This window comes from Nocardia salmonicida NBRC 13393 (assembly GCF_001613085.1).
GTDB classification, from domain to species: Bacteria; Actinomycetota; Actinomycetes; order Mycobacteriales; family Mycobacteriaceae; genus Nocardia; species Nocardia salmonicida.
On sequence record NZ_BDBR01000005.1, the window covers coordinates 195,572 to 219,232 of the forward strand.

19 protein-coding genes are annotated in these 23,661 nt (G+C 68.8%); 8 read left to right on the forward strand and 11 right to left on the reverse strand.

Annotation, left to right across the window (positions count from 1 at the left end):
* The first annotated feature begins 31 nt into the window (after positions 1-31).
* Positions 32-874 (forward strand): hypothetical protein, encoded by an 843-nt coding sequence (locus tag NS1_RS06520; RefSeq protein WP_062982579.1) that lies wholly within the window; start codon positions 32-34, stop codon positions 872-874.
* On the opposite strand, the gene NS1_RS06525 is transcribed toward NS1_RS06520, so the two are convergent.
* The 3 genes from NS1_RS06525 to NS1_RS06535 form a co-directional block, all read right to left on the reverse strand.
* On the reverse strand, positions 871-2,262 hold the full coding sequence (locus tag NS1_RS06525; protein ID WP_062982848.1) for a M1 family metallopeptidase: 1,392 nt from the start codon (positions 2,260-2,262) through the stop codon (positions 871-873). The two genes, NS1_RS06520 and NS1_RS06525, sit on opposite strands and share 4 nt — an antisense overlap.
* 85 nt (positions 2,263-2,347) lie before the next feature.
* Complete coding sequence (locus tag NS1_RS06530; protein ID WP_062982580.1) at positions 2,348-3,013, reverse strand: DUF3239 domain-containing protein; 666 nt, start codon at positions 3,011-3,013, stop codon at positions 2,348-2,350.
* Between the two features lie 99 nt (positions 3,014-3,112).
* Complete coding sequence (locus NS1_RS06535; protein ID WP_062982581.1) at positions 3,113-4,780, reverse strand: DNA repair helicase XPB; 1,668 nt, start codon at positions 4,778-4,780, stop codon at positions 3,113-3,115.
* Between the two features lie 283 nt (positions 4,781-5,063).
* On the opposite strand from NS1_RS06535, the gene NS1_RS06540 reads away from it, so the two are divergent.
* Entirely contained in the window at positions 5,064-5,708 is a 645-nt protein-coding gene (locus NS1_RS06540; protein WP_062982582.1) for a LysE family translocator, read from the forward strand.
* Positions 5,709-5,787: 79 nt separating this feature from the next.
* On the forward strand, positions 5,788-6,486 hold the full coding sequence (locus tag NS1_RS06545) for a trimeric intracellular cation channel family protein (RefSeq protein ID WP_165610338.1): 699 nt from the start codon (positions 5,788-5,790) through the stop codon (positions 6,484-6,486).
* 44 nt (positions 6,487-6,530) lie between these two features.
* On the opposite strand, the gene NS1_RS06550 is transcribed toward NS1_RS06545, so the two are convergent.
* A complete protein-coding gene (locus tag NS1_RS06550; RefSeq protein WP_062982852.1) occupies positions 6,531-7,709 on the reverse strand; it encodes a pyridoxal phosphate-dependent aminotransferase in 1,179 nt (392 codons plus the stop codon).
* A 173-nt stretch (positions 7,710-7,882) separates the two neighbouring features.
* On the opposite strand from NS1_RS06550, the gene NS1_RS06555 reads away from it, so the two are divergent.
* Positions 7,883-8,095, forward strand: a complete 213-nt coding sequence (locus NS1_RS06555) for a hypothetical protein (RefSeq protein ID WP_056818652.1) — start codon at positions 7,883-7,885, stop codon at positions 8,093-8,095.
* A 98-nt stretch (positions 8,096-8,193) separates the two neighbouring features.
* Here NS1_RS06555 and sigJ read toward each other — a convergent pair whose 3' ends face one another.
* Positions 8,194-9,093, reverse strand: coding sequence for an RNA polymerase sigma factor SigJ (gene sigJ, locus NS1_RS06560; protein ID WP_062982584.1), 900 nt, complete (start codon positions 9,091-9,093; stop codon positions 8,194-8,196).
* Between the two features lie 114 nt (positions 9,094-9,207).
* Here sigJ and NS1_RS06565 point away from each other — a divergent pair, with 114 nt between their 5' ends.
* The gene (locus NS1_RS06565; RefSeq protein WP_062982586.1) at positions 9,208-10,044 is read left to right on the forward strand and encodes an SMP-30/gluconolactonase/LRE family protein; all 837 of its coding nucleotides are present in this window, start codon (positions 9,208-9,210) and stop codon (positions 10,042-10,044) included.
* Between the two features lie 42 nt (positions 10,045-10,086).
* Entirely contained in the window at positions 10,087-10,698 is a 612-nt protein-coding gene (locus tag NS1_RS06570; protein WP_062982588.1) for a GNAT family N-acetyltransferase, read from the forward strand.
* A gap of 14 nt (positions 10,699-10,712) precedes the next feature.
* Here NS1_RS06570 and hrpB read toward each other — a convergent pair whose 3' ends face one another.
* Positions 10,713-13,202: an ATP-dependent helicase HrpB gene (gene hrpB, locus NS1_RS06575; RefSeq protein WP_062982590.1), complete on the reverse strand. Its 2,490-nt coding sequence runs from the start codon at positions 13,200-13,202 to the stop codon at positions 10,713-10,715.
* A gap of 59 nt (positions 13,203-13,261) precedes the next feature.
* Between hrpB and NS1_RS38895 the strand changes: the two genes are divergently transcribed.
* A complete protein-coding gene (locus NS1_RS38895) occupies positions 13,262-13,411 on the forward strand; it encodes a hypothetical protein (protein ID WP_174562630.1) in 150 nt (49 codons plus the stop codon).
* Between the two features lie 51 nt (positions 13,412-13,462).
* On the opposite strand, the gene NS1_RS06580 is transcribed toward NS1_RS38895, so the two are convergent.
* The 4 genes from NS1_RS06580 to NS1_RS06600 all read right to left on the reverse strand — a co-directional run bounded on the left by NS1_RS06580 (position 13,463) and on the right by NS1_RS06600 (position 20,323).
* On the reverse strand, positions 13,463-14,551 hold the full coding sequence (locus tag NS1_RS06580) for a 3-deoxy-7-phosphoheptulonate synthase (RefSeq protein ID WP_062982592.1): 1,089 nt from the start codon (positions 14,549-14,551) through the stop codon (positions 13,463-13,465).
* Between the two features lie 452 nt (positions 14,552-15,003).
* Positions 15,004-15,474 (reverse strand): carboxymuconolactone decarboxylase family protein, encoded by a 471-nt coding sequence (locus NS1_RS06590; RefSeq protein WP_062982596.1) that lies wholly within the window; start codon positions 15,472-15,474, stop codon positions 15,004-15,006.
* A gap of 81 nt (positions 15,475-15,555) precedes the next feature.
* Entirely contained in the window at positions 15,556-16,419 is an 864-nt protein-coding gene (locus NS1_RS06595) for an oxidoreductase (protein ID WP_062982598.1), read from the reverse strand.
* 73 nt (positions 16,420-16,492) lie between these two features.
* A complete protein-coding gene (locus NS1_RS06600; RefSeq protein WP_062982600.1) occupies positions 16,493-20,323 on the reverse strand; it encodes a non-ribosomal peptide synthetase in 3,831 nt (1,276 codons plus the stop codon).
* 125 nt (positions 20,324-20,448) lie between these two features.
* On the opposite strand from NS1_RS06600, the gene NS1_RS06605 reads away from it, so the two are divergent.
* Positions 20,449-22,098: a (2,3-dihydroxybenzoyl)adenylate synthase gene (locus tag NS1_RS06605; RefSeq protein ID WP_062982602.1), complete on the forward strand. Its 1,650-nt coding sequence runs from the start codon at positions 20,449-20,451 to the stop codon at positions 22,096-22,098.
* A gap of 146 nt (positions 22,099-22,244) precedes the next feature.
* Here the strand turns inward: NS1_RS06605 and NS1_RS06610 are convergent, their stop codons facing one another.
* On the reverse strand, positions 22,245-23,546 hold the full coding sequence (locus NS1_RS06610) for a salicylate synthase (protein WP_373864329.1): 1,302 nt from the start codon (positions 23,544-23,546) through the stop codon (positions 22,245-22,247).
* Positions 23,547-23,661: the final 115 nt, after the last annotated feature.

Sequence of the window (23,661 nt, forward strand, 5' to 3'; positions counted from 1 at the left end):
CCCCGTCGAGCAAGCTGTCTACCATCACAAGATGACCCTCGACGACGTCGCAGGCGAGCTGTACACCCTCGACCCCGGCGACTTCGTGTCGACCCGCGCCGCGCGCGCCGCCCAGGCCCGCGCCGACGGCGACCGCGACCTGGCCGAGGCCATCACCGCCCTGCGCAAACCCACGGTCGCCGCCTGGACGGTCAACCTGCTGGCCCACCACGCACCGCGGGAGATCGCCACCCTCCTCGATCTCGGCGATGCCCTCCGGTCGGCCCAACGGCAACTCTCCGGCGACAAGCTGCGCGCCCTCGGCGCCCAGCGTCAACAGGTCGTGAACGCGATGACCAAGCGCGCCGCCGAGCTGGCCGCCGAACACGACCGTCCGGCGAGCGAACAGGTGCTGCGCGAGGTCGGCCAGACCCTCACCGCGGCGCTGGCCGACTCCGATGTCGCCGACCTGGTTCGTGCCGGTGTGCTGCCGACCACCGTCACCTACGACGGTTTCGGCCCGGCTGGTCTGGTCGCGATCACCGGCGGAAAGGCCACGCCCAAGCGCGCGAGCAAACCCATCCCGAAGAACACCGACGCCGATCGGCGAGCCGAGGCCCAACAGGAACTCGACGACGCCGAATCCGGCTTGGCGGCAGCCCGCGTCGATCGAGATGAGGCCGAAGCCGCTGCCGCACAGGCGAAGTCCGACCTCGACGAGATCGAGACCCGCATCGCCGACCTCCGCGACGAGCTCGAACACGCCGAACAGCAACGCCATTTCGCCCACACCGCCGAACATCGAGCGCGTGGTGAATTCACCGCCGCGCGTAGTCAATTCGACCGGATGCAGCGCTGGGTCGAGCGAGCCCGCGCGCGACTGAGCGAGGACTAGGGGCCCAGGGTGCCCGGATAGAGGAAGGCGTCACGCGGCGGCCTCGTCCCATCGAGCCATTCGGCCAGGAACTCGCCCAGCGGCATCGAGGTCCGGCTCTGCAAGAACTCCCGGAACTCCGGCATCGAAGCGTGGCCGTCGCGGTGCGCGTTCACGAAATCCCTGATCGCCGTGAAGAACACGTCCTCACCGATCAATTTGCGCAGCGCGTGCAGGAACAGCGGGCCCCGGTAGTAGACGGAGGTGAACTCGTCGCCGACACCGGGAGCGGCCAACGCGATCTTCCAGAACTTGGGCTCATCGAGGTATTTCGCGATCGTCTCGCGGTACTCGGTGTCGACATCGGCGTGGTCGACTCGCTCCGGCCACAGATAGTCGGCGGTATAGCTGGCGAAGCATTCGTTGAGGCAGATGTCGGACCACTGCCGCACCGACATCGTGTCGCCCCACCATTGGTGAGCCAGCTCGTGCACCACCGTGTTCAGGTCGGTCCACGGCGCGTAGGTGGGCCGGGTCTGGGTCTCCAACGAGAACGGCAGCTCCGTGTCCACATAGATCCCACCGGCCACGTCGAACGGGTAAGGACCATAGAGATTTTCGAGGAAGTCGAGGATCTCGGGCAGCCGCTGTTCCTCCTCGCGATTGCCCTCCGATTCCGGCGCGAACGCGCTGAGCACCGTGGTCCCGTTCGCCCGCCGCTGCTCGAGGAAGGTGAAATGGTCCACCGCGACCGTGGTCAGGTAGCCGATCGTGGGCTGTCGCGTCTCCCACGTGGTGACCAGTCGGCCGTTTCGCACCACATGCTCGGTGCGATCACCGGTCGACATGACCTCCCACTCGGCGGGCACCGTGGCGTGCAGGGTGAACGTCGCCTTGTCCACCGGGGTGTCGTTGAGCGGGTACCAGGTGCTCGCGCTGTGCGGCTCGCCGGCGGCGAAGGCGCCGCCGCTGGGTGCGTAGGTCCAGCCTTCGCCCTCGGTATCGGCGGCAGCGCCCGCGTAGTCGACGATGATCCGCATCGGAAGTCCGGGTGGCAGGGGCAGCAGGGGCGTGACCACCAGTTCGTGCTCGCCGTCGTGGGCGAACCCCGCGGGCTGACCGTTGACCGTCACCATCAGCACCTCGGGCCCGCTGTAGTCGAGGTTGAACTGGGCCAGGGGTTGGGTCGCGCGAGCCTCGATGCGGGCCGTGCCGCGCAGGTGGTGATCACCGGGTTCGTAGTCGATCGACACGTCGTAGTGGGTGACGTCGTAGCCGCCGTTCCCGTCGAGCGGATAGTAGGGATCACCCAGCCCGGGCGCCCCGATCAACGCCGAATCCGCCGCTACCGGCGGAATTCCCAGCGCCACCAGCGCGAACACCACGCACAACCCGGCCGACCAACGCATGCCGAAGACACCTTTCGCCGAGGCGGATCGCACGGACCCGACCATCGTCGCAGGCGCGCGCTGGCCCTGATGGGCCGCGGTACGCCTAGCCCAGGTCGGTGGGCAGTTGCTGCGGGTCGAGCAGCAGGCGTTTGGTCGCCGTGCGCTTCACCCGTGAGGCCAGCACCAGGTTCTGCGTGAGCAGCCGCCATTCGACCTCGTTGATGGCGTCGCAGGCCCGCTCGATCACCGCGTCGTCCCGCGTGCCCCAGGCGATCGGCATCGCCGTGACCAGCTGCCACCGTTCGCCGACCTGGCGAGGGGCGCGATCGGTGCGCACCGCGACGGCGGGCACTCGCTCACCCCGCTGCGGTGTGTGACCGGGCAGCGCGCGCACCTTGCGGGTGATCAGCGCCCAACTGCGCTCCGAGGCGGCGGGTTCGGCGATATCGACCAGGGCGAGCAACACGATGCCGCCCGGCTCGGCATCGCTGACGACGGCGGGTACGAGAACGCCGTCGTGGTAGAGCTTTTCGATGCTGGAACGGTGCGGCGTCCACAATGCCACCCACAGCGCGATGGCCGCGACGAGCACGCACACCACCGCGAGCAGAAAACCCCACGCCTGCCCGCTCCACACCAGCGCCGCCGTGGCCGCCACGGCGAGACCGGCGACCAGCAGTGCTACCAGGCGCAACCTGCGCAACCCGGTGAACGTCTCATTGACCGCATGAGCGTGTTCACGGTCGACCACGAATTCGAAGCGGCGCACGCCTTCCTTCCTAGCACAAGTTGCGGAGGAATTGCCTCCACTTATCTGCCGAGGGGTTCGCACATCGCACGCTACCCCCCTTTGACCTGGCGAACAGTGCTACACGCCGTCGCCGATGGGCGGACCGAGCAGGTCGTCGGCATCGACGATGCGGTAGGCGTAGCCCTGCTCGGCGAGGAAGCGCTGCCTATGCGCGGCGTATTCGGCGTCGAGCGTGTCGCGCGCGACCACCGAATAGAAATGGGCCTGCCCCCCATCCTGTTTCGGCCGCAGCAGTCGACCGAGGCGCTGTGCCTCTTCCTGACGGGAGCCGAAGGTACCCGAAACCTGCACCGCCACAGACGCTTCCGGGAGGTCGATGGAGAAGTTGGCGACCTTGCTCACCACCAGCACCGGGACCTCGCCGGAGCGGAAGGCGTCGAACAGCGCCTCACGTTCCCGGTTCTTGGTCGCGCCGGTGATAACCGGAGCGTTCAGGTCGACACCGAGCTCGTCGAGCTGATCCAGGTAGGCGCCGATCACCAGGGTCGGCGCGCCCTTGTGGCGGGCGAGGATGGACTCGACCACCGGGATCTTGGTGCGCGCGGTGGAGCACAGCTTGTAGCGCTCCTCCGGCTCGGCGACGGCGTAGGCCATCCGCTCCGCGTCGGTGAGCGTCACCCGCACCTCGACACAGTCGGCCGGTGCGATCCAGCCCTGCGCCTCGATGTCCTTCCACGGGGCGTCGTAGCGCTTCGGGCCGATCAGCGAGAACACGTCGCCCTCGCGGCCGTCCTCACGCACCAGGGTGGCGGTGAGACCGAGACGGCGGCGCGACTGGAGGTCGGCGGTCATCCGGAAGACCGGCGCGGGCAGCAGGTGCACCTCGTCGTAGATCACCAGGCCCCAGTCGCGGCTGTCGAACAGCTCGAGGTGCTTGTACTCACCCTTCGATTTACGCGTGATGACCTGGTAGGTGGCGATGGTGACCGGGCGGATCTCCTTGCGCTCGCCGGAGTATTCGCCGATCTCCTCCTCGGTGAGCGTGGTGCGCGCCAGCAGTTCGCGCCGCCACTGCCTGCCTGCCACGGTATTGGTGACCAGGATCAGGGTGGTGGCCTTCGCCTTGGCCATCGCGGCCGCGCCGACCATCGTCTTGCCCGCGCCACACGGCAGCACGACCACACCGGAACCGCCCGCCCAGAAGGAGTCGGCGGCCATCTCCTGGTAGTCGCGCAGGTGCCACTTGCCCTCGGTGTAATCGAGGCCGATGTCGTGCGCCTCGCCGTCGACATAACCGGCCAGGTCCTCCGCGGGCCAGCCGATCTTCAACAGCATCTGCTTGATGTGACCGCGCTCGGACGGGTGCACGATCACGGTGTCTTCATCGACGCGAGCACCCAGCATCGGTGCGATCTTCTTGTGCCGCAGCACTTCCGCGAGCACCGCGCGATCCAGGCTGATCAGGCACAGGCCGTGCGCTGGATGCTTGACCAGCTGCAATCGGCCGTAGCGGCCCATCGTGTCGACGATGTCGACGAGCAGCGGCTGCGGCACGGCGTACCGCGAGAAGTTCACCAGCGCGTCCACCACCTGCTCGGCATCGTGGCCGGCCGCGCGGGCATTCCAGAGCGCCAGCGGCGTGATCCGATAGGTGTGCACATGCTCGGGCGCGCGCTCCAGCTCCGCGAACGGGGCAATGGCCTGCCGAGCGTTGCCTGCCAGCTCGTGGTCGACTTCGAGCAGCAGGGTCTTGTCGCTTTGCACGATCAGCGGACCGTCGGTCACACGTTGCTCCTGTGTTCATGGGCGGCCGGAGCCGCGTCGTTCGGGGCCTTGTCACCCGAACGGCGCGTAAGACTTCGCCTGTGGGCGGGAACTTGCTGGCTGCCCCGATCCGGAGGTGTCCGGTGGGGCAGCTTTATCAATTGTACGGACCGTTACCGACATGACCTGGGCGGAGAGTATCCGGAGCAACTCTTCAGTGGTGCGGCAAGCGAGGGTCGGCCGGGGTCCAGCAGGTGCCGACTGGACCGCGACAAAGCCTCGCTGACCGGCGCAAACTCAGTGCATGCTTCAGACAACGGCAGTTCTCGGGGTTGCGGCGGCGGCGCTCAGCATGGTGCTGACGCCGGGACCGAACATGATGTATCTGGTCTCGCGCACCGTCGCGCAGGGGCGTCGAGCGGGGATGATCTCGCTGCTGGGGGTCGCGGCGGGGTTCGGGGTCTATCTGATGGCGGCCGCGGCGGGGATCACGGCGGTGTTCGCGGTTGTTCCCGGGTTGTACTTGGCGGTGAAGCTGGCGGGGGCGGCCTACCTGCTGTGGCTGGCCTGGCAGGCGATCCGGCCGGGCGGGGTCTCGGTGTTCGCGCCCGCCGACCTGCCGCACGACCCCGCGCGGCGACTGTTCACGATGGGATTGGCCACCAACCTGCTCAACCCGAAGATCGCGATCATGTACATGGCGTTGATCCCCCAGTTCGTCGACCCCGCTCGCGGCGCCCTCTGGCTGCAGAGCCTGTCGCTGGGAGCGATCCAGATCACGGTGGCCCTCACGGTGAACGCCATGATCGTCCTCGGCGCCGCGGGCCTGGCCACCTTCCTCGCCGCGCGCCCGCTGTGGCTGCGCACCCAGCGCTACCTCATGGGCACCGCCCTCGGCGCCATCGCCGTCCTCCTCGCCACCGACAAGGCCCGCCCCACCCCCGCCTGAGATCCATGTCTCCGCCGCCGGGGACCGGTCGCCGGCGCCGCGCTCCTGCGTGTCACGCTGCTTCGGAGCAGCGAGGCGAATGGAGTGCGTGGTGAGCGTGGGTGTGCTGGTGGCGGCGTTGGCCGGGCCTTCGGTCAGCGAGCTGGATTCGGCGGTGAACGCGGTGCATCGGGGCGGCGAGATGATGGGAGTCATCTCCTTCGCCGCGTCGGGAGCACTGGTCGCGGTGCGCAAGCGGCTCGATCTGTTCGGGATGGTGGTGATGGCGTGCGCGACCGCGCTCGGCGGCGGCATCGTGCGCGACCTGCTGATCGGGCGAACTCCGCCGGCCGCGTTCACCGACCTCACCTATCTGTCCGCGTCGATACTGACCGCGCTGGTCCTGTACTTCATCGCGCCGTCGCGCCGTCTCACCAAGGGGCCGCTCGAAATCGCCGACGCGATCGGGCTCGGGCTGTTCTGCGTCACCGGGACCGTGATCGCCGACTCGGCGGGACTCGGAGCACCCACCGCCGCCCTCCTCGGGATGACGACCGCCATCGGCGGCGGGGTGATTCGCGATGTGCTCAGTGGCGAGGTGCCCACCGTCCTACGCCCGGACCAGGACCTCTACGCGATCCCAGCCCTGTTCGGGGCTGCCGCTACCGCCGCGCTGCTGTCGTTCGACCTGTACCAAGCGTGGACGGGACTACTCGCCGCCGCGGGGGCGGTGGGGTTTCGGCTGCTGGCTCGGCACTATCAGTGGCATGCGCCGCTGGCCCGCCACGCGCGTGACTGACTCTGGTCGTCCAGTTTCACCGGACCAGGGGCATCCGGCTCGGGTCAGTGCACTGTGGTGCCGGTTCGGAGTCGGCGGATTCCTTCGTCGATCGTCTCGTCGCGTTTGCTGAAAGTGAAGCGCACCAGGTGTTTCCAGTCCGCGGGGTGGTCGGCGAAGACGCTGACCGGCACGGCGGCGACGCCGAGTCGCGCCGGGAGTTCACGGCAGAACGCCAGTCCGTCCTCGGCGCCGAGCGGCCGGATATCGGCGCAGACGAAGTAGCCGCCGTCGCTGGCCGAGACCGTGAAACCGGTGTCGCGCAACGCCTCCGACAGCCGCGTTCGCTTGTCGCCCAGCCCGTCACGCTGGGCGAGTACCCAGTCCGATTCCTCGTTGATCGCGTGCGCGACGGCAGGCTGGAACGGCCCACCGCCGACGAAGGTGAGGAACTGCTTGGCCGCGAGTACACCGTCGAGCAGTGGTGCGGGCGCGCACGCCCAACCGATCTTCCACCCGGTGACATTGAAAGTCTTCGCCGCGCTGGACACCACGATGGTCCGCTCGCGCATCCCGGGCAGCGTGGAGATGCTGATGTGCTCGGCGCCGTCGTAGACGAGATGCTCGTACACCTCGTCGGTCAGCACCAGCAGATCGTGTTCGACAGCGAGTTCGGCGATCGCGGTGAGGTCGGCTCGGTCGAGCACCGCACCGGTGGGGTTGTGCGGCGAATTGACCACCAGCATGCGGGTTTTCGGTGTGAGCGCGGCCCGCAGACTCTCCAGGTCGAGCACGAATCGGTCGCCGTCGGGCACCAGCCGAGCCGTCCGTCGCCGCGCACCGGCGAGGGCGATCGCGGCGGCGTAGGAGTCGTAGTACGGCTCGATCAGCACCACCTCATGGCCGGGCTCCACCAGACCGAGTACGGCGGCACTGATCGCCTCGGTCGCGCCGACGGTCACCAGGATTTCGGTGGCCGGGTCGTAGGCGGTGCCGTAGCGGCGGGCTCGGTCGTCGGCGATCGCCTGGCGCAGCACCGGCATTCCGCGGCCGGGCGGGTACTGATTGAGTCCGTCGGCGATGGCCGCGCGCGCGACGTCGAGCATGCCCACCGGCCCGTCGGTATCGGGAAAGCCTTGGCCCAGATTCACCGCGTCGTGACGGACGGCCAGCTCGGTCATCTCGGCGAAGATGGTCGATCCGAAGGGGCGCAGGCGGGCGACGGTGGGCGGCACAGGCGGCATCTTCGCAGCGTATCCCACTATTCCACCACGTTGCCGAACGATAGCGAACACGCATGTTTCACAAACGTTTTCCTGTGTTGACCTGCGCTATTGTGCGTTTCCCCAACCTCAGCTAGCCTCGCCGTGTTCTACCTCACACACCACTGCGTGGTGGTATATCGAAAGGGGCTCACATGGCCTCACCTCTGCTCGACTTCATCCTGCAACCGGCTGCGTCGGAGGTAGCCGGTTCGGCCCTGCGATTCATCCACGACCACGTCGCCAGTCCGATCGTCGACTGGTTCACGGGTTCGGCGACGCCGGACAACAACATGGGCTCCTCGACCGGGGACTTCAACCTCGGATCGTCTACCGGCGATCACAATTGGGGCTCCACCTACCCCTAGCCCTCAGCGATGCGACGTAGTCCGTGTCGCTGTGCAGATCAGCCCGGCGCTGTGAAGCGAACCGCTGACCCCCGCAAACCTTTTGCGGTGCTGCGGGGTCAGCGGGGACGGGCGCCGGATAGTTTCACCACGTTGGCGAAATCGTAAGTCGCCCAAATCTTTTCATCTCGCACCGAGAACGCGAGCACCCGCACCGGGCGCCCGAACGGTGAGTTCGGGTCGGTGAATACCAGGCCCGATTGCCCGTTCACCGCGGCCATGGCCATGTCCAGGCCGGATTCTTCCTGGTGTTTGCGCCACAGGCCGAGCGCCAGCCGGGCGACCTTGTCCTGTCCGGCAACGATATTCAGTGCCGTCTCGGTGGAGCCGCCTGCATCGGCCGTGAAGGTCGTGTCCGGGTGCAGCGTGGCGGCGACCGCGGCGACATCGCCGGTGGCCAGCGCGGCCAGAAACCGTTGCACCGCCTGATCGTGCACCTCGTCGGTGACCGGTTCCGGCGCCCTCGCCACCGCGCGACGCGCACGCACCGCCAACTGCCTCGCGGCATCGGCGGAGACGCCGAGGATCTCGGCGATCTCGTCGGACGGCACGCCGAGTCCCTCGTGCAGCACCAACGCGACCCGCTGCTGCGGCGTCAACGCGTCGAGCACCACCATCGCCGCCATCCGGCTGTCCTGATCGCGGACCACGACATCCAGGGGATCCGGGGTGCGTGACGACATCGCCGCCGACACGATCGGCTCCGGAAGCCATTGCCCCACATAGGTTTCGCGTCGGACCGCGGCACTTCGCAAGTGGTCGAGGCAGATTCGGCTGACCACCGTCGTGAGCCAGGCGCGCAGGTCGTCGATCTCGGACTGGTGCACCCCGGCCATGCGTAGCCAGCTCTCCTGGACCGCGTCCTCGGCGTCGCCGACGCTTCCGGTGAGCCGGTAGGCGACCGAAAGCAAGTGCGTTCGATGCGATTCGAACAGGTCTGCGAGAAACGGGGAAACCATCGAGGAAGATCCTACGGAGTACCCCACCGCGCCCGGCCTCATGGGTCGGACACCGGTGATTCCGCACACTTCATCTCGTCTGTACTACTACTGCCGACTACGGAGGACGAGCTGATGAGTACACCTGAGATCGTGCTGGAGGGAATCGTGTTCGGCGAGTCACCGCGCTGGCACGACGGGCGACTGTGGTTCTCGGACTGGGGCGCGAACCAGGTGATCGTCCTCGACAACGATCACCGCCCAGAGGTCGTCGTCCAGGTTCCGTCGTTTCCGATGTGCATCGATTTTCTCCCCGATGGACGCTTGGTGATCGTCGACTCCGCCGCCCGGCGGCTGCTTCGGCGCGACCCCGACGGGTCGCTCGTGGCCTACGCCGACCTCTCGCCCATGTCGGACAAGCCGTGGAACGACATCGTCATCGACGAGCGCGGCAATGCCTATGTCAACAGCATCGGCTTCGATTTCCCCGGCGGGGAGTTCGTGCCCGGCTTCATCGCGTGCGTCACGCCCGCCGGTGCGGTGCGCCAGGTCGCCGACGGACTCGCGTTTCCGAACGGCATGGCGATCACCCCCGACGGTTCGACGCTGATCGTGGCCGAGTCCTATGCCGAGCAGCTCACCGCCTACGACATCGCGGCCGACGGTGGGCTGAGCAATCGGCGCGTGTGGGCGGCGACCCCGGGCGATCACCCCGACGGCATCTGCCTCGATGCCGACGGTCAGATCTGGTACGCGGACGTGGGCAATCAGCATTGTGTCCGAGTCGGGGAAGGCGGCGAGGTGTCGGCGCAGGTCCGACTCGACCGTGGGGCGTTCTCGTGCACGCTCAGCCGAGGCGCGGATCCGCGGTTGTACGTCGTCGGACAGAGCTGGGGCGACGCCGAGGCGACCGGACCGACGGGACAGGTCGTCGCCTTTCCCGCGCCCGCGCCGGGCGCGGGCAGGCCCTGAAAATCCGGCGAGAATTTCGGCGCCGACTGTCAAGATGGCCGGATGTACGAGCACACGCTCACCGACGGCACCGTCTGGCTCACCCGTCCGACCGGGGCCGATATCGACCGCATCGTGGAGTGCTGTCAGGACCCCGACGTGCAGCGCTGGACCACTGTTCCCGTGCCGTATCAGCGCGGCGATACCGAGGAGTTCCTCGACCGCGTCGTCGCTCCCGGCTGGGCGGGCAATGCGCCGGTCTGGGCGATCCGGACCGCCGAGGACGGGCAGGTCGAGGGGATGGTCGGCCTGCACACGCGCGGGCCGGGCACCTGCGAGATCGGCTTCTGGCTCACCCCGGACCACCGCGGGCGCGGCCTGATGTCACGCACCATCACCCTGGTGTGCGATTTCGGTTTCGCCCCCGACGGTCTCGCGCTGGACCGGATCACCTGGCGCGCGATAGTCGGCAATATTCCTTCGGCCGCCGTCGTCAGACGCAACGGCTTCCACTACGAAGGACTGGCCCGCTCGGGCGGGGTGCAGCGCGGCGCCCGGGTCGACGAGTGGCTCGCGGCCCGACTCCCCACCGACCCGGCCGAGCCGGTAGACGGGTGGCCGGCTTCGGCGCCGTCACCACCGATACCCTCCTCGCCGCCCGAGCCACGCCACTGACCTGACGATCGGAGTCAGTTCGGGCGGGTGGCTCGGCGAGCGGTGCCTCGGTGGGCGACGACGGTGGTGGGGTCTTCGGGCCAGGCGTGCTTGGGGTAGCGCCCGCGCAGGTCGGCGCGGACCTGGGGCCAGCCGTTCTTCCAGAAGGAGGGTAGGTCCGCGGTGACGGCGACGGGGCGCTGGGCCGGCGAGAGCAGGTGCAGCAGGATGGGGGCGCGGCCGTCGGCGAGGGTGGGCGGGTCGGTCCAGCCGAAGATCTCCTGGACTTTGACCGCGAGAACGGGCTGGTCGGTGGAGTAGTCGAGGCGGACTCGGCTGCCGGAGGGGACTTCCAGGCGTTCGGGGGCCAGCTCGTCGAGGCGGGCGGCGGTGGGCCACGGGAGCAGACGACGAAGCGCGGTGCCCGCGTCGATGCGGGCGAGGTCGGAACGGCGTCGGGCAGTGGACAGTTCGGGGCCGAGCCAGGTGTCGAGGTCGGCGAGGAGCGTGTCGTCGTCGACAGCGGGCCATGGTGCGCCGAGGGTCCGGTGCAGGAAGTCCAGCCGTTGCCGCAGACCACGGGCGTCATCGCTCCACCGCAGCAGACCGAGACCTTCCGACTGAAGTCCTTGCCGCACAGCCTGTTCCACCAAATGCCGATCCGGCTGGCGTATCACCTTCTCCGACAAAAGAATCGCGCCCAACCGCTCCGCCCGGCGAGCCACCACATCCCCGCCGTCCCATCGCACCTCATCGGCCACGACCACCAACCCCGGTGCCGCCTCCCGAGCGAGGTCTTCATCGGCGATGGCCGCCAGGCGGATTCGCCCCTCGGCCCGTCCCGGATCACGATCGGCGATGGCCACCGCGAGCCATTCCGCCGCCGCCAGACCGGAACCCGGCGGCAGTGTCACGGCGGTGCCGCCCGCCATGAGATAGGTCGACGACCCACTCGACCGCCGACGAGCCAACCGCTCCGGCTGCGCCAACGCGATCAACAGGGCCGCGACATCTGTTCCCGATCCACCACTCTCGTTCCCGACCTCGCCGACACGATCGCTCGATGTGGTCGTGACGAGTCGCGTCAGGCGTTGGACTTCGCGGGACCAACGGGGTGGGCGTTCGGTGCGCAGGGTGCGCAGGGCTGCCGTGGCGTCGACGGTGTTGGCGAGCGAGTCGTCGTCCATCAGGACCACCATTTCGGCGGCGGCCTTCGCGCCGACTCGGCCGGTGCCGTCGAGGAGAGCGCGGGCGAGGCGCGGGTGCAGGCCGAGGGCAGCCATGGCCTTGCCGCGGGCGGTGATGTGGTCGGAATGATCGAGTGCGCCGAGTGCGTGCAGGACGGTTCGGGCCGCGGCGAGGCCGCCTTCCGGCGGGGCGTCCCACCAGGCGAGGCCGGTGCCGTCGGGTGTGCCCCAGCAGGCCAATTCCAGTGCGAGCCGGGTGAGTTCGGCGGTGCGGATCTCGGGTTCGGGATAGGCGGGCAGGGTTTGGTGCTCGTATTCGGGCCAGCAGCGCCAGGCGTGGCCGGGGGCTTCTCGGCCCGCGCGGCCCGCGCGCTGTTCGGCGACCGCGGCCGAAACACGCACTGTCGCGAGGCCGGACAGGCCACGGCGGTGATCGACACGGGAGACGCGGGACAGGCCGGAGTCGACGACCGCGCGCACGCCAGGGACGGTGAGGCTGGATTCGGCTACCGCGGTGGACAAGACGACGCGCCGCCGCGATCCCGGCCGCAGCGCGAGGTCTTGGGCAGCGCCGGCGAGCCTGCCGTGCAGTGGGACCACATCGACCCCGTCGAGGTCACGCAACAATCCCGCCGTCCGGTTGATCTCGCCGACGCCGGGCAGGAAAACCAGGATGTCACCGTCTGTTCCGGCCAGCGCGCCACGCGTCGCCCGCGCCACCTGCCCCTCGATCCGCTCACGCGGCAGCGACGGCACGTACCCGATCTCCACGGGATACGCGCGCCCACGAACCTCGACCACCGGCGCGGGCTCCTCGTCCCCGCCGAGCAGGACCGCGAGCCGATCAGCCGCGACGGTCGCCGATGTGGCGAGTACCCGCAGATCCGGCCGCAATCCCGACCGCGCGTCGAGCAACAGCGCCAGCAACAGATCCGCGTCCAGATGCCGCTCGTGACACTCGTCGAGCACCACCGTCCCCACCCCGCCCAACTCGGGATCCTGCTGCAACCGCCGCACCAGCAACCCCGAGGTCACCACCTCGACCCGCGTGCGCGCCCCCACCTTCCGATCCCCTCGCACCGCGTACCCCACGGTCTCCCCCACCCGCTCCCCCAACAACGCCGCCATCCGCGCAGCCGCCGCCCGCGCCGCCAACCGTCGAGGCTCCGCCACCACGATGCGCCCCGACGACCCCGCCGCCAGCGCCAACGGCACCAACGTGGTCTTACCGGTACCCGGCGGCGCGACCAGCACCGCGACCCCGCGATCAGCCAACGTCGCGGTGATCCGCTCCAGCTCCGGTCGCACCGGCAGGTCGGGAAGTTCGGGAAGCTTCATCACCGACCAGTCTGCCGCTCCGCCTGCCCGACGCTTCCACCGCCCGACGGCGGCCGACCATGTCATCGCGGTGCGAAGCGGTACGACGCGTCGCCGCCGCGATGCGCACCTATGTGCTGTCGCGCCCGGTGGTGGTCCGGTGGATGCGGCGGGTGTTCGGCGTCTCCTTCGTCGCTCTCGCGGGGCGACTCGCGGTGCAGAACCAGTAGACACAGCAGTGCGGGCCCCGGAATCCGAGGCCCGCACTGTCGATCGAAGAACTAGCCGCGGCGCGCGGCCACGGCGTCTGCCAACCGGTCGAGCTGGGTGGCGGTGGTGTTCCAGTCGATGCACGCGTCGGTGATGGACTGGCCGTAGGTCAGATCGTCGGCCTTACCGAGGGTCAGATCCTGGCGGCCCGCGACGAGGAACGACTCCAGCATCACGCCGACCACGCCCTGCTCGCCCGCGGCGATCCGGTCGGCGATATCGGTGACGACGTCGACCTGCTTGTTGTGGTCCTTGTTGCTGTTGCCGTGGCTGGCGTCGACGACCAGGCGCTGAGCCAGCGACGACTTCTCCAGCCGCAGCTTGGCCTCGGCGCAGGAGGCGGCGTCGAAGTTGGTGCCGTTGCTGCCGCCGCGCAGGATGACGTGGCAGTCGGGGTTGCCCGAGGTGCGGATCAGCGCGGAGCGGCCGTCGAGGTCGGTGCCGGGGAAGACGTGGCTGGCGGCGGCGGCGCGCACACCGTCGACCGCGACCTGCACGTCACCGTCGGTGCCGTTCTTGATGCCCACCGGCATCGACAGCGCCGAGGACAGCTGCCGGTGCACCTGGCTCGCGGCGGTGCGGGCACCGATCGCGCCGTAGGAGACCAGGTCGGCGATGTACTGCGGGGTGATGGGGTCGAGGAACTCGCACGCGACCGGCAGGCCGAGGGCGGTGATGTCGACGAGCACCTTGCGGCCGATGCCGAGGCCGGTGTTCACGTCGAACGAGCCGTCCAGGTGCGGATCGTTGATCAGACCCTTCCAGCCCAGCGTGGTGCGCGGCTTCTCGAAGTACACGCGCATCACGATGTGCAGCCGGTCGCTGAGCTCGGCGGCCTTCTCGGCCAGCTTGCGAGCGTATTCCAGCGCGGCGACGGGGTCGTGCACCGAGCACGGGCCGACGATCACCATGAGGCGGTCGTCGTCGCCGTTGAGCACGTCGACGGTGGCCTTGCGGCCCGAACGTACGGTGTCGGCGAGGGCATCGGTGATCTGGTGAACCATGCGGACCTCGGCGGGCGAGCGCAGCGGGCTCACGCTGAGGGTGCGCTGGTCGTCGAGATCAGAATGCCGCGAGTCGACATCGGCTGCGGTGGTCATGAGATGTGGGTCCTTTGCGTTAAGAGGCCGACCCACGGAAATCGCTACCGTCGAGCCGGGCGTTATCCGGCTCGAGGTGGAGGAAGTCAGCGCGCAGGGTCGCAGACCGGCCCACCCAGGGCCGGATAGCTAAACCAGAAATATGCGCGCTGCATGGGATGGACTGTACCACCGGTAAAACGTCGAAAGGCCTGTCACGGTTGCCGGGAGTGTGGACCGTCACATCGCGGCACCCGCCCGCGCCGACGAGAAGGTCATCGACTGCACGTGACGGTGACCAACGGACTCGCCGCCGTCGGCGCCGAGCTGATCGGCAAGGCGGTCGACGCGGGCGTGCGGCGCATCACAGTCCCGAGTCGTACACGGTCGACCCGACGGTGGAGCAGGTGCTCGGCCGACCCGCGCGCACCTTCGCGCAGTGGGCGGCCGAGCACGGGCATCTATTCCGTTGATCAGCTCCACTGACCGGGGACGTAGTCACCGGCGGGAGTGTGGGCGATGGCGTTGAGACGATTCCAGGCGTTGATGATCGCGATGGCACCGATCAGGGCGGCGATCTGGTCGTCGTCGTAGTGCTTGCGAACCTGGGCGAAGGTGTCGTCGCTGACATGTCCGCCGTCGGCGGTGCGGGTCGCTTCCTCGGTGAGGGCGAGGGCGGCCCGTTCCGGCTCGGTGAAGACATTGGCCTCTCGCCAGGCGGCGACCAGGTTGATCCGCACCGCGGTCTCACCGGCGTGGGCGGCGTCCTTGGTGTGCATGTCGACGCAGTAGCTGCACCCGTTGATCTGCGAGGCCCGGATCTTCACCAGTTCATACGTGGACTTGGGCAGCGGCGAATCGTCGATGACCTTGCCCGCCATGATCATTCGCTTGCTGAAGCTCGCGGCGATGGCGTTGCCGTAGAGGTTGAAGCGCGCTTCCATGATGACTCCTTCGTCGTGGGGTTCACAAGGACGACGAGGTAGCCGTTCGCGGTGTGACGCCTTGTGACGTCTATCACGAAATCAGATCAGGCCGCAGAGCTTCTCGGAGAGCTCCCACAGTTCGGCCGCGACCTTGCGATTGCGCGCCGTGGGCGCGCTGCCCGCACGGGCGGGGTTGCCGCGCAGGCCGAGGAAACCGTCGGGGCCGTAGAACGTGCCCGCCTTCACCTCGGCGGTGGCGGCGAACAGCGTGGGCAGCGCGCCCTGGTGGGCGTCCTGGGCGAGCATTCGATTGCCCAGCCACATGACCGCGTCCTGGACGGTCTCGGTATGCGACATGAGTTCGGTCGCGGCGTAACCGGGGTGGGCGGCTACCGAGATCACCGCGGCGCCCTCACCGGCCAGGCGACGCTGTAGTTCGAAGGCGAACATCAAGTTGGCCAGCTTGGATTGACCGTAGGCGAGCCAGCGGTCGTAGTGGCGCTGCTCCCAGTTGGGGTCGGCAATATCGATCCTGCCGATGCGGTGCGCCACGCTCGACACCGTCACCACCCGATCGGTGATGCGGTCGAGCAGCAGGTTGGTGAGCGCGAAGTGACCGAGGTGGTTGGTGCCGAACTGCATCTCGAAGCCGTCGGCGGTGCGGCGCAGCGGTAGCGCCATCACACCCGCGTTGTTGATCAGCACGTCGACGCGTTCGATCGAATCAGTGAAGGCGCGCACCGAATTCAGGTTCGCCAGGTCGAGTTCACGGACTTCGGTCTCGCCGCGCATCCCCGCGGCTACCCGCTCGGCCTTGGCCGTATCGCGACAGGCCAGGACCACTCGCGCACCCGCCGCCGCCAGCGCCCGCGCGGTGGCGGCGCCGAGACCACTGTTGGCACCGGTGACGATGATCGTGCGACCGGTTTGGTCCGGCAGGTCGGCGACAGTCCACTTACTCACTGGCGGAAGTCTAGCGACGCAGGGGAAATGCGCGAATCGGCAAGAGCCGGTGCGTAGTTCGCTTCTGCCCTCGTCACGACTGGGCCAGTACCTCTTCGTCGGTCATCGCGGCGACTTCGAGATACATCGCGGCGACCAGTTCGAGTCGGCCCGTGTCGCCGGAGTCCTTTTCCTGGTCCGACATGCGCGCCGCGAGCCCCTCGATGGTGCGGGCGGTGAACAGGTCGGCCACGACGGTGCCGGGAGCGTCGAGCCATTCGCGGATGCGGGCCACGGCGGTGGTGGCGAGCACCGAATCGCCGCCGAGGGCGAAGAAGTCGTCGGTGACGCCGATGCGCTCGGTGGCGAGCACCTCCGCGACGACCGCGACGAGCGCCCGTTCGAGATCTGTTCGTGGCTCGACGAATTCGTCTGCGCCCTCGTGCTTTTCGAGCACCGCGCGGATGGCCTTGCGGTCCGGCTTGGCGTTCGGGGTGAGGGGCAGTTCGGGGAGCAGTTCCAGGCGCGTCGGCACCATGTAGGACGGGACGAGGTCAGCGGTCGCGGCGAGCACCGCCTCGACGTGCAGGGTTTCGCCCGGGCACGGCACCACCAGGGCGACCAGCTTCGGCGCCGCCGTCCCGACCACCGCGGCCACGGCGTGGCGGACACCGGGGACCGCGCGCAGGGCGCTCTCCACCTCACCGAGCTCGACGCGGTAGCCACGGATCTTGACCTGATGGTCGGCGCGGCCGAGGAATTCCAGACCGCCGTCGGGCAGGTAGCGGGCCAGGTCACCGGTGCGGTACCAGCGCAGACCCTCGTGGGCGACGAAACGGTCGGCGGTGCGCTCCGGGTCGTTGCGGTAGCCGGCGGCCACGCCGTCGCCACCGATCCAGAGTTCGCCGCTCACCCAATCGGGGCAGTCGTTGCCCGCCGGGCCGACTACGCGGCACTGCACGTTGCGCAACGGGGTGCCGTAGGGGACGGCAGCCCATTCGACAGGGACCTGGGCGTCCACGACCTCGCAGATGGTGGAGTGGATCGCGGTTTCGGTGGCGCCGCCGAGACCGGCGAAACGGCTGTTCGGGGCCACCGCGGCGAGACGTGCGGGGAGGGCGACGTCAACCCAGTCGCCGCCGAGGATCACCGTGCGAAGTGAGGCAAGGGGCTCGGTCAGCGTGGCGGTAGCGGACCCGGTGCGGAGGTCGGCGAGCTGCGACGACCCCGGCGCGGCGGTGAGCAGCATGTCGAGCAGGCTCGGGACGCAGTTGAGCAGCGAAATCTGTTGGCGGCGAACGAGTTCGACCCAGACGGCAGGGTCGGTGCGCTGCGCGTCGTCGACGGTGACCACCGCGCCACCGACGGCGAGCAGGCCGAAGATGTCGTAGACGGAGAGGTCGAATTCGAGGGCCGAGAGGGCCAGCGCCCGGTCGGCGGGGCCGAGGTCGAATCGCTCGTTGAGGTCGTCGATGGTGTTCATCGCGGCGCGATGCGGCACCTCGACGCCCTTGGGCTTGCCGGTGGAGCCGGAGGTGAACAGCACGTAGGCGATGTTCTCCGGATCACCGAAGACGGGGCGCGCAAACGGTTCCGCGTGCGCGCGAGCCTCGGCGAGGTCGATCGCGCGCACGTCGGGAATCTGCGTACCGCCGACCGTGAGCACGGCGACAGCGTCTGCGGTGCTGAGGATTTCGGCGCGACGAGCGGCAGGCTGATCGAACCCGATCGGCACGTACACCGCACCCGCCGCGAGCACACCGAGCACCGCGACGATCTGGTCGGGACCCTTCGGCAGCTGTACCGCGACCGAATCACCGGGCGTCACACCGGCTTCCCGCAACGCGCCGGCCACCGCCAGCGCGTCGGCGGCCAGCTCACCATAGGTCAGCTGCCCGGTCGGCTCCCACAGCACGGCGGGGGCCGACGGATTCGTCGCCGCGTTCGCGAAGAACCCGGTGTGCAGCAGCCCGCCGCTCACCGGCCCCGCGGTGGAGTTCACGCGCGCCCGAGTAGCGGCCTGCTCCATCGGAATTCGCACACCGGCCTCGGCCTGCCACCCCGCTCCCCCCGCGAACCGTGTGCGTCCGACCGAATCTGCCGCTGCGTCATCGGGCACCACCGGCAACGCGCTGTCGGATTCGGCCGATGCCTCGTCGAGCTCGCCGGACTGGCCGCCGAGGCGTTCGATCGCTTCGATGTAGCGGGCGAACATGGCGTCGACCATGCCTGCGGGGAAGGCGGTTTCGCGGATGTCCCAGTTCAGCAGCAGACCCCCGCGGACCTCGGTGATCTGGGCGTCGAGCAGGACCTGCGGGCCCTGGGAGATGATCCAGACGGGGTCGCCGAAGGTGTCGGTGACGATGTCGGGGAAGAGTTCGCCGAGGTTGAGGGCGCTGGTGTACACGATGGGGGCCAGCACCGGTTCGCCGCGATGACGCCCGAGATCGCGCAGGACTTCCAGGCCCGAGTACGCGGAGTGCGCGCCCGCTTCGTGGAGGCGCTGCTGGAGCGCGCGCGCACGATCGGCGACGGTGGCCGGCTCGGTGACGTCGACTTCCAGCAGGACCGAGGAGGTGAAGTCGCCGACGACGCCGTCGACCTGCGGGTGCACCGGTTCACGGTGGAACAGGGGCAGATTCAGCAGAAAGCGGCGCTGGGCCGACCAGCCGCCGATGGTTTCGGCGAACACCGAGGCCAGCGCCATCGCCGGGGTGATCCCCCGGGCGTGGGCCGCGTCGAAGACCTGCGCTTTGGCCTGCGGGGAGAGCCAGCGGTGCAGACGGATGGTGCGGTTGGGCTCCGAGATGTGCTGGGCCAGTGGCAGTTCCGGCGCACCCGGCAGCTCGCTCAGGCGGTCCTGCCACCAGGCACGATCACGGGCCCGCTCATCGGCGAGGGCGCTGGGGAGGCCGACGGCGGTGTCCTGCTGCTGCGCGGCGGCAGTGTCCGAAGCGTGGGTCGCGACGCTGTCGCGCCGGTGCTCGGCCAGGTACTGACGGAAGGTGTAGTCCTGCGGCGGCAGCGGTTCGCCGTGGTAGAGCCGGGCGAGGTCGGTGATCAGGATGCGGTAGCTCATCGCGTCGGCGGCGAGCATGTCGACATCCAGGTGCAGGCGGGTGCGACCGTCGGCGAGGCGGGTGAGCGCGATATCGATCACCTGCCCGTCCTCCACCGCCATCCGCTGGTGCGTGCGCGCGCCGCGCAGCTCCGCGAGCCGCTGCTCGGCCTCGTCGGCGGACGCCTCGCGCAGATCGGTCACGCCGAACACCACGCGGCCGGGCCGGTCGAGAGTCTGCTGGGTGCCGTCGGGCAGGAACCGGGTGCGCAGCATGGGATGGCGCGACAGCAGTTGTTCGACAGCCCGCTCGAGCCGCTCCGGATACACATCGGCCCCGTCGAATTCGACATACAGGTGCGCGGCCACACCACCGAGCTCCTGCGCATCGGACCGGCCGATCCAGTACGCGTGCTGCATGGGCGCGAGCGCGAAAGGCGTCCCGTCGTCGGGAACGATCACGGATTCGCCTGCGACAGAACCGAAGTTGTCGAATGCTCCCGATCCAGCCGGGTTGTCGATCGGCGTGGCGGAGTCGGCCGAACCGGGCTCGCCCGGTTCAGGAGCGGCTCGGTCGGCCACCATCGACGGACCGTCGCTTGCCGCGAGGTCGTCGGGGTCGGCGCCGTTGAGGAGGGCGTACCAGGCGTCGACGGTGGGGTGGGCGGCCAGCAGAGCGAAGTTCACGGCGATGCCGCGTTTGCGCCAGGCGCCGGCGAGCTTCATCGTGCGAATGGAGTCGAGGCCGAGCTGGATCAGATCGTCGGCCTCGGCGACGGCATCGGGGGTGAGATCGAGGTGACGGGCGATCGCGGCGCGGATCTCGGCGCGGTCGATCCCGGCGCCGCCTGCGGGTGCTTTCTCCATCTGCCGATCACTCCTTGCTCGCCGCCCGTCCCGGACGGATTCGGTACTGCCCGGCGGCAGCCTACTCCATTGAGATAGGGTTGCCTAACCTTTGCAAGTGTAGCGAGACTCGAGTGAGGCAGTACGTGAAGTCGACATCGACAACCGGCCACCGCGAGGGCTACGTCCCATTTCCCGAACCCGCCGCCGAGGAGTACCGGGCCGCGGGCTATTGGGCCGGGCGCACACTCGGTGATCTCCTGCGCGACACCGCGCGCATCCAGCCGCAGCGGCCCGCCGTGCTCAGCGACGCCGGTGCGCAGACCTACGCCGAACTCGACGCCGCCGCCGATCGGATTGCGCACGGGTTGCTCGCCCTCGGGATCAATCCCGGTGACCGCGTGATCGTGCAGCTGCCGAACATTCCCGAATTCGCGACGGCCCTGTTCGGTGTGCTGCGCGCCGGGATCATCCCCGTTCTCACCCTGCCCGCACACCGCCGCGTCGAGATCGAGCACCTGGCCGCGCTGTCCGAAGCAGTTGCCTATCTCATCCCCGACCAGCTCGGCGACTTCGACTACCGCGAGCTGGCCGCGACGGTGCGCCAAGCGGTGCCGAGTCTGCGCCACGTGCTTGTCGCCGGTGATCCAGGAACCGGGTGGCCGGACGCCGACGACAGTACTGCCGGATTCGTCGACCTCGATTCGGTTGCTCGCGAAGGTGATTCGCTGCCTACGGTCGACCCGTCCGATATCGCGGTGATGCTGGTCTCCGGCGGCACCACCGGCCTGCCGAAGCTGATCGCCCGCACCCACGACGACTACGTCTACAACGCGACCGCCAGCGCGCGGGTCTGCGAGCTCGGCCCCGAGGACGTCTACCTCGCCACCCTGCCCGCGGCCCACAACTTCCCGCTGGCCTGTCCCGGCATCCTCGGCACCGTCGCGACCGGCGGCGCCATCGCCTTCACCCTCGACCCGAGCCCCGAGGCCGCCTTCGCCGCGATCGAGAAGCACGGGGTGAGCGTCACCGGCGTCGTCCCGCCGCTGGCCCAGCTGTGGAGCGCGGCAGTGGATTGGGAAGAGGCCGACCTGAGTTCGCTGCGCCTGTTGCAGGTGGGCGGGGCGCGGCTGGCCGAGGTGAACGCCCGCGATGTCGAGCCCGCGTTGCAGTGCACCTTGCAGCAGGTGTTCGGGATGGCCGAGGGGCTGCTCAACTACACCCGTCTCGACGACGACAAAGAACTGGTGTGCACCACCCAGGGCCGACCGCTCTCCCCCGCCGACGAACTGCGCGTCGTCGACGCCGACGGCAACGACGTCGCCCCGGGCGAAGAAGGGGAACTACTCACCCGCGGCCCCTACACCCTGCGCGGGTATTACCGTGCGCCCGAGCACAATTCGCGCGCCTTCACCGCCGACGGCTTCTACCGCAGCGGCGATCTCGTCCGGCAACTACCCAGCGGCCACCTGGTCGTGAGCGGCCGGATCAAGGATGTGATCAACCGCGGTGGCGAGAACATCTCCTGCGATGAACTCGAGGAGCACCTGCTCGCCCACCCCGCGGTCCGCCACGCCGCCGCGGTCGGCCTGCCCGATGCTTCACTCGGCGAAAAGGCCTGTGTCGTCCTGGTTGTCACCGGCGAACTGCCCACCCTCGGCGAGATCAAGACCTTCCTCACCGAACGCGGCCTGGCCACCTACAAGCTCCCCGACCTCGTCCGCCAGGCGGATTCACTGCCCATCACCGCGGTCGGCAAGATCGACAAAAAGGCCTTGCGTGCCCTGCACGGTTGACGGTCCGAAACCTCTTGCCGACAGCGTCTTCCGGGACAACTGATTTCGCGTGAACATGGGTAACTCACCGGGAACGCCCGGCCCTGGCCACGGCCCATACCGTCGGCCCGGTGCGCAAGCCCTGCGCACCCCACGGCCGGCAGAAGTCACGGAGAGGCGGTAATAGCCTTGACCACGTAAGGCGCGACGCTGCCCAGCTTTTCGCAGGTCTCCTCGAACTCGCGCTCGGGGCGCGACTGTCCCACGATTCCCGCACCGGCGCGCAACCACGCGCCTTCGCCGGTCTGGTAGATCGCGCGCAGCACCAACGTCGCCTCGAGCGCGCCGGTCGGCGAAACACAGACCACCGCACCGGAATACAGCCCGCGCGGATCGTGATCGTTGCGGAATACCGAGTCGACGCCTGCCCGCTTGGGGATGCCGGACGCGGTCACCGACGGGAACAGCACCTCGAGCGCGTCCCACGCGGTGCGGTCGGCGGCGAGGGTGCCGCGCACGGTGGATGCCAGGTGCTGCACGCTGCCGCGCTCGCGCACCGCCATGAAATCGGAGACCGCGGGCGTGCCGGGTACGGCCACCTCCGCGATCTCGGCAAAGGAGGTCTGCACCGAAATCGCGTGCTCGACGATCTCCTTCGGGTCGGCCAGCAGTTCGGCGCGGGCGGCGCCGTCGGCCTCGACACCGAGTCCGAACGCGCGCGTACCGGCCAGCGGTTCGGTGGTGACGACGCGATCGTCGTCGACCGACGCCACCAACTCGGGACTGAACCCGGCCGCTTCGAGCCCGCCCAGCCGCAGCAGGAACGAGCGGGCGGGGGTGTTGTTGGCCCGGCCGAGGCGATAGGTCGCGGGCACGTCCACGGCGAACGGCAGCTCGACCTTGCGCGACAGAATCACCTTCTGATAGCTGCCGGAGCGGATTTCGGCGACCGCCGTGGCGACCCGTTCCTCGTAGTTCGTCGGGTCGACCCGCACATCGACCGGCGTCGGGGCAGGCAGGTCGACACCCTGCGAGCCGGAGATCAGATCGTGGATATCGCACGCCTCGTTCGGGGTGGCGCCGCTGATCCGCACGCCGGTGGCATCGATGCGCACCTCGATCCGCGGAATCATCAGGTGCGCCAACGAGGTCAGCGGATTGAGATGGTGGGTCGCCGCGAGCGAGTAGGCGCAGAATTCGAAGCCGATCCAGCCATAGGCGTTGCGGCCGTCGATCGGCAGGGTCGCCAGTGCGGTGTCGATGGCGGTGGCGGGGCTGCCGGACCACGCGCGAGCGGTGGTCTCACCACCCCAGGTAGTGCGCAGCTCACCGGCGTCGAGTTCCACGCTACCGAGCGGATCGGCGGCGAACACCCACACATCGGGCTGCTCGTACATCACGTACTCACCGAACCGATCAGAGACGGCCAGACGTGACATCGCTGCCGCCGGGTCGGTCACATACTCCACCCGTACGGGCTGTTCCGTCGACGACAACGATCCTCCAAGGTAAAGCTGACCTAACTTTTCTTGGTTAGGTTAGCATTACCTCGCCATTTAGCCAGACCCATACTGGGTATTGTTC